This window comes from Nonomuraea sp. NPDC049655 (assembly GCF_044465465.1).
Lineage (GTDB): Bacteria > Actinomycetota > Actinomycetes > Streptosporangiales > Streptosporangiaceae > Nonomuraea.
In genome coordinates, this window is record NZ_JBITLS010000008.1 from 107,354 (window position 1) to 120,721 (window position 13,368).

Genomic DNA, 13,368 nt, shown 5'->3' on the forward strand with positions numbered 1-13,368 from the left:
GAGGGCTCAGGGCTCCAGGCCGAACAGGGGCAGGCAGGCGTCGAGGTTGCGGATCTCGACGTCGGGGGACGGCGACCAGTCCTCGCGGGCCATGCGGAAGCGCCGGGTGACGACCGGCTCACCCTGGCGCGCGTGGACGGTGACGCCGTCCTCGCGGTAGCCGAGCTTCCTGGTCACCGCCAGCGAGGCGTGGTTGTCCTCGAAGGCCTCCGTCGTGGCGTGCCGCGCGCCGAGGCCGGCGAAGGCGAGGTGCAGGACGGCCCTGCGCATCTCCGTGCCGATGCCGCGGCCCTGGAACCGCCGGCCCAGCCAGGAGCCCGTCCTGACCTCGCGGGCGACGGGAAAGCTGGTCGCCATGACGCCCTGGGTGCCGACGACCTGGCCCTCGTGCACCACGACCAGCTCCAGCGACCAGTCGTCGGCGGCGAACCCGGCCCAGCTGCGGAAGTGGTACTGCACCGTACGGCGGGCCCGCTCGGCCGGGGGCGCATCGGTCCACGGGAAGAAGAACGGCATGAACCCGGCCTCGTGGACGCCCTCGGCCGCCCGGTCGGCCAGTTCGTCGAGGTCGTCGAGGGTGGGGTGCCGCAGTTCCAGCCGCGGCGTGGTGATGGAGAGCTCAAAGAGCGGCCAGTTACGCATATTCCGGCATACTTCCAGGCGTACCTCCGCGTGCGCGACTCATTTTTTGCCCGGCCCCGAACTTTGCCGGAAAGGATTTGCCGAACGGTGTGCGTTCCGGGTCTCGCCTTGGCTAAGGTTGGGGCTGTTCGGAGGGGTGAACAGAGGCCGGGCGGGTGAACGCGCAGCTCGCTCCCCGGCCTCTGGAGAAAAGGCGGATGCGTCCATGGCGCATCCGCCTTTGCTTTGTTCCGCTGATTTCGCGCGTGTCTCGCCTCGGTCCATGCTTGCTAAAGGTTTGACCGTGCCGTCGCATAAAAGCGATATGCCGGTTTTTAGTGGGATTTGCCAGTGTCGTGAATTGTCGGCGATCTGGGTAGGCGTTGACCTATGATCACAAAGGTTCGGAGAGCGGTTGTTTTCGCCGCTCTCGGGTGTGGTGGGCTTCCCTTCCTGGCCGGTACGCCCGCCGTGGCGGACACGCCGGACAAAGCGGACAGGGCGGACGCGGCGGACACGGTTGACATAGAAGACAGGGCGTACCGGCCAGACAGGGTGGACCGGGCAGAAACGGTGGACCGGGTAGAAGGGGTGCACCGGGTAGAAAGGGCGGACCGAGCGGACAAGGCGGATAAGGCGGACAAGGCGGTGCCCGGCGGGGGGATCGTGCTGCGGCCGGGCGACCGCGGCGAGACCGTCAGGCGCCTCCAGGAGCGGCTGCACCGGAACGGCTACTACTACGGCAGGCTCAACGGCGTCTACGACGAGCAGACCAAGTTCGGCGTGTGGGCCTTCCAGAAGCACCGGCACCTGCGTCCCCAAGGTGCGGTCGGGCCGGAGGTGTGGCGGGCCTTCGACCGTCCGGTGCGGATGAAGCCGCTGGTCCCGCGCGGCGAAGCGGACCGGGTCGAGATCAACCTGCGCTACCAGCTGCTCATCGTCTACCGCCACCGCCGCCCGGCGCTCATCTCGCACGTCTCGACGGGCGCGCGGGTGAACTACTGCGAGAACGGCCACTGCGGCAACGCGATCACCCCGACCGGCGACTTCCACGTCACCAGCCGCGCGCCGGGCTGGACCGAAGGGCCGCTGGGCACGATGTACGACTCGCTCTACTTCGTCGGGGGCATCGCGATGCACGGCTCGTCGAAGGTGCCGCTGCGGCCCGCCTCGCACGGCTGCGTCCGCCTGCCGCTGCCCACCTCGAAGCGGCTGTTCGACATGGTGAAGATCGGCGAGCCGGTCTATGTGCGGGAGAAGTAGGTCAGACGCCCTGCGGCAGGCGGAACAGCCGGTCGGGGTCGTAGGTGGCCTTCACCTCGGCCAGGCGGGCGGCGTTGGGGCCGTAGTAGGCGCCGCGCCAGCCGGTCAGGTCGGGGTCGACGTAGTTCACGTAGGCGTGCTCGCCGAAGTGCGGGGTCAGCTCGCCGTGCAGTCGGCGCAGCCACGTCCGGTCCGTGCCCTTCGCGTAGTACTGCACGCTGTAGAGCGCGGCCCGGTGCGGGAAAGCCGTGGCCGCCGGCTTGACCCGGCCCACCGCGCCGCCGAGCGCGTCCAGCAGCACGGCGTGCCGTCCGCCGCGCGCCACCCCGTCCACCAGGCGGCGCACGCCGTCGGCGGGGAGCTCGGCGTAGGCCAGGTGCGACTTGGCGGCGAACGCCTCCCGCCGCGGCCGCCGGCACTGCGCCACGGGCCGTGACGCGCATCCCGCCATGATCATCATGGCCTCCCGGTACGACGTCGTCCGCACCGACCTCGACGACGGCGCGCCGACCCGGGCGACCAGCGGGGCGAGCAGGCGGTCCAGTGACGCCTTCGTGCCCTCGTACGTGCCGACGAGGAGCACGTCCAGGTCGCGTTCCTCGCGCGCCAGGTGCAGCGAGGACCACAGCTCGTCCGGCGCGGACGGGGCCCACGACTGCCAGGCGCGCACCGCGGCCCCGGCCCTGGACCACGGCCAGTGCAGGAAGAACACGGTCAGGTCGCGGGTGGCGTGGGTGCGGAAGGTGAAGGAGACCGCGACGCCGACGTTGCCGCCGCCACCGCCGCGGCAGGCCCAGTAGAGGCCGGAGTGGTGGGTGGCGTCGGCGGTCAGCAGGCGGCCGTCGGCCGTGACCACGCGGACGGACTCCAGGGTGTCGCAGGTCAGGCCGTACTTCCTGGACACCACCCCGATGCCGCCGCCCAGCGCCAGCCCGGCGATCCCGACCGTGGGGCACGAGCCCGCCGGGATGCTCACGCCGTGCCGGGCCAGCCCGTCGTAGACGTCGACCAGCTTGGCGCCCGCCCCGATCGTGGCCCGTCCGGCGGCGTAGGCGACCGTGTTCATCCGGGACACGTCGATGACCAGGCCGGTCCCGGTGGACCAGCCCGCGTAGGAGTGGCCGCCGGAGCGGGGGGTGACCGCGACGCCGCTCGCGCGCGCGAAGGCCAGGCACGCCGAGACGTCCGCCGGGCTCGCGCAGTAGGCCACCCCGCCGGGCCTGATCCGGTCGTAGGCCGGGTTGACCAGACGGCGGGCGGCGTCGTACCCGGAGTCGCCGGGCAGCACCAGCGTGCCGGCGAGCCGCCCGCGCAGCCGCGCCCAGTCCGGCGGCGGCGCCGACCGCCCGGCGCCGAGCGCGCCGATCAGCTCAGCGCCGCGCGTGCCGGTGCCGTACGGTCCGGCGCCGGACGGCCGGGCGCCCGTGGCCGGTGCGGCGGGCGTCCTCGCGTCGGCGGCCAGTGCCAGCGGCGCGAGCGCGGTGAGGTGGAGAAAGTCGCGGCGGTCCATGGGCGTCCCCCGTCGGTCGTGTCGAACCGATCGATGAGACGCCTGGCCCTCCGGACAAGTTCGTCACAACTACATCACTACCGCCATCACCCCGCTGTCCCGCCAAATCCGAAGATGTTGGTACTGGCCCCCACCCGCGTCAGCCCGGGAGCCTTCCGCAGCACGCCGTCCTTGACCAGCCGCAGCGGCGACGTGGGCGGCTTCGGCGCCTCCCCGCTCGTCTGGACGATCCGCAGGGCCAGCGCCGGGCACATCTCGACCGCCCGCCGCGCGTCCTTGACCATCCACCCCGGCACGTTCCGGAACGACGGGAACCCGTAGTCGTCCAGGTCCACGAACTCCGGCAGCAGGTGCGCGCACAGGCCGTGCCCCTGGCAGCGGGTCCAGTCCACCTCCAGCCGGTACTCGGGCTCCACCTCCGGCTCGGGCATCGGCAGCACGCCGCGCACAGGCCGGCCGCACGAGCCGTGCTCCAGGTGCAGCGCGATCTCGCTCTCGAACGCGTCCAGCGCCGACAGCACGAACTTGGCCGTGCCGTCGGGATGGAAGCACGCGCCGCGCCGCTCGACGGCCCGCACGCACCGGCGCACGGCGTCCACGGAGCCGGTGCCCTCGGCGATCGCGCACAGGGCACGCGCCACGTCGGGCAGCCCCAGACGGCAGGGCCCGCACTGCCCGGCCGACTCGGCGGCCAGGTACGAGGCCACCCTGGCCGCCTCGCCCAGCGGGCAGGTGCCGTCGCCGAGCGGCACGATGATCCCCGCGCCCAGCGTGGCGCCGGCCAGCTTCATGCCCTCCCGCGAGATCACCGCCGATCCGGCCACCTCGGCCGACAGCCACGCGCCGTGGTAGCCGCCGACCAGCACGCCGTCCCCGGCCTCGGCCTCGCACAACGCGAGCACGTCGGCCAGCAGGACGCCGGTCGGCGCCTCGATCACCGCGCCGTTGGCCGCGCCGCCGCTCACCGTGAGCAGGATCGTGCCGGGCTCCTTGCTGGTGCCCACCTCGGCGTACTTCTGGGGGCCGTACTCGGCCAGCAGCGCGAACTGGGCGTAGGTCTCGGTGTTGGACAGCAGGGTCGGCAGCCCGTCCACGCCGCTCGTCGCGGCCCGCCGCTTCCTTCCCGGCGGGATGGCCTCCTCGCCGTTCACGCCGCGGACGAGCGCACCGCCCTCCCCGCTGATGAACCTCTCCGCCAGCCCGACCACCCGGATCGGGATGCGGCTCTCCGAACCGCCCGACACGTTCGCGGCCCGGCGTTCGGCCACGGCCGCCGCCACGGACGACTCGGCCACCTCGCCCTCGACCGTGGCCACGACCACCTCGCGGGCGCCCAGCGCCTCCGCCGCCAGGATGGCGCCGTCCAGCACGAGGTGGGGGTTACGGGTGAGCAGCATGGCGTCCTTGGAGCTGGCCGGCTCGCCCTCGGCGCCGTTGACCAGCACCACGCTCTCGCCCGTGCCCGCCGCGTCGGCCACGGCCCGCAGCTTGCGGGCGAACGGGAAGGCGGCGCCGCCCCGTCCGCGCATGTCGACCTCGTTCACCATGGAGATGAGCTCGGCCAGTTCGCGCGGCCGCGGCTCGCCGTGCAGCGTCCGGTGCGCGGGCAGGTCGAGCCGCCGGCAGTGGTCGAGCCCGGCGGTCAGCCGCGCCGGGCCCATCCGCAGCACGCGCGGCACCCGGTGCGGGATCACGACCGGCTCCCCGGGGTCGCGCGGCGCGGGCTCATCCGGCCTCCCGGTACCTGCGCCGTGCGTCGGCCAGGCTCACCGGCGCGTCGGCCACTGCCGTGGCAGCCGCTGTGGCCGCGGCCGTCGCCCGCGGCCGCTCGACGGGCACGTCCGCCGCCACCCCGGCCGTCACGGCGGGCGCCTCGACCCTCTCCGGTACGACGGGCGGCCTGCGCAGCGTGGCCAGCACCCGCACGATCAGCGCGGACCCGACCGCGGCCAGGCACGCCACGTACGACCAGGCCACCCAGCCGGCCGGTGACCGGCCGGCCGTCAGCCCGTGCATGATCGCGATGGGCCAGGCCAGGTAGGCGGCCGAGTGCAGCAGCCGCCACAACCACGGCGTGCCCCGTACGGCGAAGCGGCCCCTGAGCATCCCCGTGGCCACCGCCACGACCATCAGGTCGAAGGCGAGCGCGCCGAACCCCACGTAGATCCCGGCGACCGGCACGATCGCCGCGCCCGGCGGCGCGTGTCCCAGGCTGATCATGAGGACGATGTGCGTGACCAGGTAGGCGAGCCCGATGAGAGCGGTGGCGCGGTGCGCGAGCTGGGCCCTGACCCGGTTGGGCGGGGACAGGAAGACGCGTTCGGTGGTGACCAGGCCCAGCGCGACGGTCGCGGTCAGCAGCACCAGGGCGAACACGCCCGCGTAGAACTCTAGGAAACTCACTCCTCGGCCGAGCAGCGCGACGCCGCGTTCTGTCCTGGCCAGCGCGAACACCGACAACAGGACGGCCGTCAACGAGGCGCTCGCCCCCAGCCGGACGTTCCTTGTGTCCAGCTTGGTGGGGGCGTGCCGGGGGTGTCGTCTGTGGAGCATCTATTTCCCTCCAAGGTCGGGTGAGGGTACGACTCGGAAGGCTGATGGGGACGTGTCAGCAGCGGCGACCCCGGTTGATGCACGAGACGACGAACTGCATCAGCCGTTCGGGCATGACGTTGGCGAAGTCCGCGTGGTCGGTGACCGGGTTGTGCTTCTGTTCAGGGAACGCGTCCACGGCGAACGACGGACCCTGTGGAACCGTGTAGGCGAGGAGCATGCGCAGTTGCGGAATCGCCCTGGTGCCTTGCGGACAAGCGCCGTTCTGCCCGGGGAAGACCACGTGCGTGCGGTGATTGGCGCTGTCGGTGTTCTGACCGTCCCAGCAGCTGGGGAAATCCAGAATACGAAGAACCTGACTTCCGCGCGGGCAAAGCGGATATTTATCGGGACTTATGCGATTTGTGAATCCTGTGCAGCTCCAGCGGGCGCGGGCGTTCGCGGCGCCGTTCGTCCCCGCCTTGGCGTCGCCGGTGATCAGGCGCAGGAACCTCGGCATCGCGACGACCCTGGAGGTCGCGTTGCCCCGGAACTGCAGGCTCACCGTGCCGGCGCGGATCACCCGGCCCACGTTTCCGTCGGGGTCCTGGACGTTCGCGTCCACTTTGCGGTCGCGCAGAACTGGCCAGAAGTAAGTGGATTTATCCCCTAGGCGGCAGGTGGTTCCGGCGGCGGCCAAACTCTCGTCGGTGGAGAAGCCGTCCGTGGACAGGTTGCCGACGTAGTCGTGCAGATGGTGGGCGCCGTTGCTCACGCCGGGGGCCACGATGAAATTGTCGGGGTTGTTGTGACCATTGCGGTTGGTGCCGCATTGAGCGACGAAAGTGCCGCGTGAGCCGTTCCTGCCTATACCCGCGTCGAGCCTCAGGGGCTGGACCTGACGGATGTCCACGAAGTCGGTGACGAACGGGCCGAGATCCTTGCAGTCGTCGTCCTGGGAGGCCGTGGGAGAGGGGGAGGCGGTCCGGGTCGGCCGGCCACGCCGGTCCTGCGACTGGTCACCGGGGTCCTGCGGGTTCTGGGGGTCCTGCGGGTTCTGGGGGTCTTGGGGGTCCTGGGGGTCTTGGGGGTCCTGGGGTGCGGTCGTGGGGGTGCGGGGGGAGCGGTCGCGGCGGAACAGGGCGTCGCCGGAGTCCTCCGGCTCCGGCGACTGCGCCGGGTCGCGCAGCACGATCCCGCCGCCCTGCACCTGCTGATCCCCACCCTGCCCCTGCTCGTCAGGCGCCTGTTGGTCCGGGGCCTGTTGGTCCGGGGCGCGGTCGCGCTGGCGGCGGGAGTCGTCCTGGCTCGCCTGGGCCGGGTCGCAGTGGTCGGCCCGCGCCGGGGCCACGCCGATGACGGCGGCGGACACCAGGCCGCCCGCCGCCACGGCAAGAGCGGTCATGGCCGCGGCCATGCGCCCGGTTCTCATGGTTGTCAGCCGTTGCATGGTGGGAGGTACGCGGGCTTACACCATCAGGTTCACCCATGACCGGAGATAGTTAGAAATAACTGGAGTTATCGGAGTGGCTGCCGGACCGATAACGAAGGTGTAAAGATGTGCCCCGTGCTAGGTCACCTCGACGGCAGGTTCGAGAGTGCGGATGCCGAGGCGGAACATCGCATCGCGGTGCTCTACCAGGAGTTCGGCGGCCCTCTGCTGCGCCACGTACGCAAATCGACCGGAAACGATCTGCAATGGGCCGAGGACGTCGTACAGGAGACGCTGGTCAGGGCCTGGCGAAACTCGGCAAGACTGCAATGGGAACCGAGCCTTTTATGGGCGTGGCTGCTGACAGTGGCCCGCCGCATCGTCATCGACGGACGCCGACGGAAGAGCGCCCGGCCTCACGAGGTCGAGCCGCCCGAAGTCGACCAGATGTCGGTGCCGGACGGCTCCGAGCGCGCGCTGTCGGCGATCGTCGTCGCGGACGCGCTGCGCAGCCTGTCCGCCGAACACCGCGAAGTCATTGAGCAGACCTACCTCCGAGACCGTACGATAAGTGAAGCGGCGGAGATTCTGGGGATTCCGCCGGGCACGGTGAAGTCCCGGCTCTACTACGGCATCCGGGCTCTCCGCGAACAGCTGCGTGACAAGGGGGTAGCCGGCTGATGCACGACGGGGTGGCCGCCTACGTCCTCGGCGTCCTCGACGAGGAGGAGCACGAGGCGTTCGAACGCCACCTCGACGCGTGCGAGCGGTGCCAGGCCGAGCTCATGGAGCTGGCCGAGCTTCCCGACCGGCTCGACGATCTCAAGACCGCCCCCTCGGCCTCCGGCGACGATCCCCCCATGTCGATGTCACGTTGACGTCTATGCCCTTTTCGGGTGATATCGGTACGGCGAGGCACACGCCCGGAATCAGGGCCGGGCGTTCAGGGGGAGGTGTTCGGTGGGCATCGACGGTGATGCGCCCGTTCCCCCCGCGCCGGCGGTCCGGCGAGGAAGGCGGCCGGCTGTCGCCCATCTCCCCGGACGTACCCGTCTGCACTACTTCCCCTCGCTATGGGAACTAAGAGCCTGGCTATGAACAGCCATGGCAAACCCTCACAAAGGAGTGAGAGCGAAATGCCGCTCGACGAGGCCAAGGATGAGCTGCTGCAAAGAGCCGCGGAGAGTTGCGCGGTCGGCAGCGAGCACATGAGCGCGGAGGAGGCCCTCTCCTTCCTGCGGTTCTACTACCGCCATGTCGCACCCGAGGACCTGCTCGACCGCAACCCCGTCGACGTGTACGGCCCGGCGATGTCCCAGCGCCAGCTCGCCGAGGTGCGCCCCCAGGGCCGGGCCGTGGTCCGCGCCTACACCCCCACGCTGGAGGAGAACGGCTGGGACCCGGGGCACTCGGTCGTCGAGGTGGTCACCGACGACATGCCGTTCCTGGTCGACTCGGTCACCATGGAGCTCGACCGGCAGGACATCGGCATCCACCTCGTGGTCCACCCCCAGATGCGGGTGCGCCGCGACATGACGGGCCGGATGCTCGTCCGCGGCCAGGAGGACGTCACCGGCCAGATGCTGGTCGAGTCGTGGATCCACATCGAGATCGACCGTCAGGCCGACCCCGGGGTCCTCAGGCGCGTCGAGGCCGACCTGCAGCGGGTTCTCGCCGACGTGCGGTACGCGGTCGAGGACTTCAGGAAGATGCGGGCCCTGGCCGTCCAGACGGCGGAAGACCTGAGCATGAACCCGCCGCCGCTGGAGCCCGCCGAGGTCGAGGACAGCCTCGACCTGCTGCGCTGGCTCGCCGACGGGCACTTCACGTTCCTCGGCTACCGCGAGTACCGGCTGGAGCACACCGACCAGGGCGAGATACTGAAGGCCCTGCCCGGGGCCGCGCTCGGCATCCTGCGCGACGACAAGGTGGGCTCCGACAGCTTCTCCGCGCTGCCCGCGGAGGTGCGCGCCAAGGCCCGCGAGAAGCAGCTCGTGATCATCACCAAGGCCAACAGCCGGGCCACCGTCTACCGCGCGACCTACCTCGACTACATCGGGGTCAAGCTGTTCTCGCCCGAGGGCGAGGTGATCGGGGAGCGCCGCTTCCTCGGCCTGTTCACGCACGTGGCCTACAACGAGTCGATCTCCAGGATCCCCGTGCTGCGGCGCAAGCTGGCCGAGGTGCTCAACGCCGCCGGCCACGCGCCCGACAGCCACGACGGCAAGGACCTGATCGAGATCCTGGAGACGTTCCCGCGCGACGAGCTGTTCCAGACCTCGGTCGCCCAGCTCCTCCCGATCGCGCTCGGCGTGCTGCGGCTGCGCGAGCGCAAGCAGGTCAAGCTGTTCCTGCGGCGCGACGACTACGGCCGTTACATCTCCTGCCTGATCTACCTGCCCCGCGACCGCTACACCACCAAGGTGCGGCTGAAGATGCAGGAGGTGCTGCTCAAGGCGCTCGGCGGCAGGTCGCTCGACTACAGCGCGATGATCGGCGAGTCCGTGCTGGCCCGGCTGCACGTGGTCGTGCGCGGCGAGCGCGGCAAGCAGCTCCCCGCGCCCTCCGTCGACGTGGAGGAGTTGGAGGCGCGCCTGGCCGCGCTCACCCGCTCCTGGGAGGACGACCTGGCCACCGCCCTCGACGAGATGACCTCCGAGGAGGAGGCTCCCGCGCTGGCCAGGAGGTACGTCTCCGCCTTCCCCGAGGGGTACAAGGCCGACTTCCCGCCCAAGGTCGCCGTGGTCGACCTGCGCCGCCTGGAGCAGCTCGTCGCCGACGGCGAGGAGGTGGCGATCAACCTCTACGAGCCGTACGACGCCACCGAGGGCGAGCGGCGGCTGAAGATCTACAAGGTCGGCTCGCCGATCTCCCTGTCGGAGGCGCTGCCCCTGATCCAGCGGCTCGGCGTCGAGGTCGTGGACGAGCGGCCGTACGAGATCGACCGGGACGGCGACGCGAGCACCAAGAACGCCTGGATCTACGACTTCGGCCTGCGCTACACCCCCTCCGTCGAGGTGGACAGGAACGACTTCAAGCGGCTCTTCCAGGACGGCCTGAGCGCCCTGTGGCAGGGCCGCGTCCAGGCCGACAACTTCAACGCCCTCATCCTGCGGGCGGGCCTGACCTGGGAGCAGGTCGAGATCCTGCGGGTCTACGCCAAGTACCTGCGGCAGGCCGGCAGCACGTTCTCGCAGCTCTACATGGAACGCGTGCTGCTGGGCAACGTGCGGCTGGCCCGGCTGCTGGTCCGCCTGTTCGAGGCCAAGCTCGACCCGAGGCGCGGCGACGACGTGCGGGTCGACCTCGTGGAGGCGCTCAACGAGGAGATCCTGGGCGCCCTCGACGAGGTGGCCTCTCTCGACGAGGACCGCATCCTGCGGGCCTACCTGGAGATGATCCAGGCGACCCTGCGCACCAACTACTTCCAGACGGTCGACGGGCAGCGCAAGCCGTACATCTCGCTGAAGGTCGACCCGCAGGCGATCAGCGTGCTGCCGTTGCCGCGGCCGAAGTACGAGATCTTCGTGTACTCGCCCCGCGTCGAGGGCGTGCACCTGCGCTTCGGCAAGGTCGCCCGCGGCGGCCTGCGCTGGTCCGACCGCATGGAGGACTTCAGGACGGAGATCCTCGGCCTGGTCAAGGCCCAGATGGTGAAGAACACCGTCATCGTGCCCACCGGGTCCAAGGGCGGGTTCGTGGTGAAGCAGCCGCCCGCGTCCGGCAACCGCGAGGACGTGCTGGCCGAGGGCGTGGCCTGCTACCGGATGTTCATCTCCGGCCTGCTCGACATCACCGACAACCTGGTCGACGGCAAGGTCGTGCCGCCGGCCGACGTGGTCAGGCACGACGGCGACGACACCTACCTCGTCGTCGCCGCCGACAAGGGCACCGCCACCTTCTCCGACATCGCCAACAGCGTGGCCAAGGAGTACGGCTTCTGGCTCGGCGACGCCTTCGCCTCCGGCGGCTCGGTCGGCTACGACCACAAGGCCATGGGCATCACCGCCCGCGGCGCCTGGGAGTCGGTCAAGTACCACTTCCGCACCATGGGCGTGGACGTGCAGACCACCGACTTCACGGTGGCCGGCATCGGCGACATGTCCGGCGACGTGTTCGGCAACGGCATGCTGCTCTCCCAGCACATCCGGCTGGTGGCCGCCTTCGACCACCGGCACGTCTTCATCGACCCGGCGCCCGACGCGGCCCGCTCGTTCGCCGAGCGGCAGCGCCTGTTCGACCTCCCGCGCAGCTCCTGGGACGACTACGACCCGTCGCTGATCTCCGCGGGCGGCGGCGTGTTCCCGCGTACGGCCAAGTCGATCCAGATCACCCCGCAGATGCGCGAGGCGCTGGGCATCGAGGCGGGCGTCAGCTCGCTGGCACCCAACGACCTGATCAGCGCCATCCTGCGGGCCCCCGTCGACCTGCTGTGGAACGGCGGCATCGGCACCTACGTCAAGGCCGGCTCGGAGTCCCACGCCGACGTCGGCGACAAGGCCAACGACATGCTCCGGGTGGACGCCGGCGACCTGCGCTGCAAGGTCATCGGCGAGGGCGGGAACCTGGGCTTCACCCAGCTCGCCCGCATCGAGTTCGCCCTGAACGGCGGCCTGGTCAACACCGACTTCATCGACAACTCGGCCGGCGTGGACACCTCCGACCACGAGGTGAACATCAAGATCCTGCTCGACCAGGTCGTGCGTGACGGCGAGCTGACCGACAAGCAGCGCAACCAGGTCTTCACGTCGATGACCGACGAGGTCGCCGACCTGGTGCTGCGCGACAACCACGCCCAGAACGTGGTGCTCGACGCGACCCGCGCCCAGGCGGTCGACATGCTCCACATCCACGCCCGCTACCTGCGCAAGCTCGAACGCGACGGGCTGGTCAACCGCGAGCTGGAGTTCCTGCCCTCGGACAAGACGCTGGCCGAGCGGCGGCAGGCCAGGCTCGGGCTGACCGCGCCGGAGTTCTCGGTCCTGCTGGCCTACACCAAGCTGGTGGCCGACGCCGAGGTGCTGGGCTCCGAGCTGCCCGACGACCCGTACCTGGCCTCCTGGCTGGTGTCGTACTTCCCGTCGGACCTGCGCGAGCGGTTCCGTACGTACATGGACGCCCATCCGCTGCGGCGCGAGATCATCACGACCTGCGTGGTGAACGAGCTGGTCAACGCCATGGGCACCACGTTCATGTTCCGCTTCGCGGAGGAGACCGGCGCCTCCACGTCCGACATCGTGCGGGCGTACCTGGTGGCGCGGGAGGTCTTCGACCTGCCGAGCTTCTACCGGGCCGTGGAGGCGCTGGACAACGAGGTCGACACCGCCACCCAGATCGCCATGCTGCTGGAGGGCCGCAAGCTGGTCGAGCGCGGCACCCGCTGGCTGCTGGTCAACCGGCGTCCGCCGCTCGACCTGGCCGGGTCGGTCGGCTTCTTCCTCAAGGGCGTCAACGGGCTGTCCGCGCACATCCCCAAGCTGCTCACCGGGCCGGACCTGGCCGCGTACGAGGAGCGCCGCGACTCCTTCGTGGCCCGCGGGGTGCCGCAGGAGCTGGCCGAGCGGGTGGCCGCGATGGTGCCCGCGTACTCGACGCTGGACCTGGTCGAGGTGGCGTCCCTGACGGGCCGTCCGGTGAACGAGGTGGCGGAGGTCTACTTCGACCTGGCCGACCGCCTGCAGCTGGCCCGCCTGCGCGAGCGCGTCATCGCCCTGCCCAGGGACAACCGGTGGAACTCCATCGCCCGCTCGGCGCTGCGCGACGACCTGTACGCCGCGCACGCGTCGCTGACCCGTGACGTGCTGGCCCACAGCACGTCCGGGCTGCCGCCCGAGGAGCGGCTGGCCCGGTGGACCGACGGCAACGCGGCCGCCGTGGGACGCGCCCGCCAGACGCTGTCGGAGATCTGGGAGAGCGACCACTTCGACCTGGCGACGCTCTCGGTGGCCCTGCGCGCGATCCGCACGCTGGTGGCCGCCAGCAACCTGCCTCACACGGAGGCGTAGGAACC

Annotated in this window: 9 protein-coding genes; 4 read left to right on the forward strand and 5 right to left on the reverse strand. The window is 70.7% G+C overall.

Annotated elements, in window-relative coordinates:
- Positions 1–6: 6 nt before the first annotated feature.
- On the reverse strand, positions 7–642 hold the full coding sequence (locus ACIBQ6_RS25775) for a GNAT family protein (protein ID WP_358282794.1): 636 nt from the start codon (positions 640–642) through the stop codon (positions 7–9).
- Between the two features lie 627 nt (positions 643–1,269).
- Between ACIBQ6_RS25775 and ACIBQ6_RS25780 the strand changes: the two genes are divergently transcribed.
- Positions 1,270–1,884: a L,D-transpeptidase family protein gene (locus tag ACIBQ6_RS25780; protein WP_397214922.1), complete on the forward strand. Its 615-nt coding sequence runs from the start codon at positions 1,270–1,272 to the stop codon at positions 1,882–1,884.
- Between the two features lies 1 nt (position 1,885).
- Here the strand turns inward: ACIBQ6_RS25780 and ACIBQ6_RS25785 are convergent, their stop codons facing one another.
- The 4 genes from ACIBQ6_RS25785 to ACIBQ6_RS25800 all read right to left on the reverse strand — a co-directional run bounded on the left by ACIBQ6_RS25785 (position 1,886) and on the right by ACIBQ6_RS25800 (position 7,343).
- Positions 1,886–3,394 carry an FAD-binding oxidoreductase gene (locus ACIBQ6_RS25785; RefSeq protein WP_397214924.1) on the reverse strand — a complete coding sequence of 503 codons (1,509 nt, stop codon included), beginning with the start codon at positions 3,392–3,394 and terminating at the stop codon, positions 1,886–1,888.
- A gap of 86 nt (positions 3,395–3,480) precedes the next feature.
- Positions 3,481–5,088, reverse strand: a complete 1,608-nt coding sequence (locus tag ACIBQ6_RS25790; protein WP_358282800.1) for an NADH-ubiquinone oxidoreductase-F iron-sulfur binding region domain-containing protein — start codon at positions 5,086–5,088, stop codon at positions 3,481–3,483.
- A gap of 31 nt (positions 5,089–5,119) precedes the next feature.
- Entirely contained in the window at positions 5,120–5,947 is an 828-nt protein-coding gene (locus ACIBQ6_RS25795; protein WP_358282802.1) for a hypothetical protein, read from the reverse strand.
- 55 nt (positions 5,948–6,002) lie between these two features.
- On the reverse strand, positions 6,003–7,343 hold the full coding sequence (locus tag ACIBQ6_RS25800) for a DUF1996 domain-containing protein (protein WP_397214927.1): 1,341 nt from the start codon (positions 7,341–7,343) through the stop codon (positions 6,003–6,005).
- Between the two features lie 141 nt (positions 7,344–7,484).
- Here ACIBQ6_RS25800 and ACIBQ6_RS25805 point away from each other — a divergent pair, with 141 nt between their 5' ends.
- From ACIBQ6_RS25805 to ACIBQ6_RS25815, 3 genes are all read left to right on the forward strand, one after another.
- Positions 7,485–8,039: a sigma-70 family RNA polymerase sigma factor gene (locus ACIBQ6_RS25805; RefSeq protein ID WP_352321706.1), complete on the forward strand. Its 555-nt coding sequence runs from the start codon at positions 7,485–7,487 to the stop codon at positions 8,037–8,039.
- Positions 8,039–8,236 (forward strand): zf-HC2 domain-containing protein, encoded by a 198-nt coding sequence (locus tag ACIBQ6_RS25810; protein WP_352349335.1) that lies wholly within the window; start codon positions 8,039–8,041, stop codon positions 8,234–8,236. The genes ACIBQ6_RS25805 and ACIBQ6_RS25810 overlap by 1 nt, the downstream gene beginning before the upstream one ends.
- Positions 8,237–8,494: 258 nt before the next feature.
- Positions 8,495–13,363 (forward strand): NAD-glutamate dehydrogenase, encoded by a 4,869-nt coding sequence (locus ACIBQ6_RS25815; protein WP_397214929.1) that lies wholly within the window; start codon positions 8,495–8,497, stop codon positions 13,361–13,363.
- Positions 13,364–13,368 lie beyond the last annotated feature (5 nt).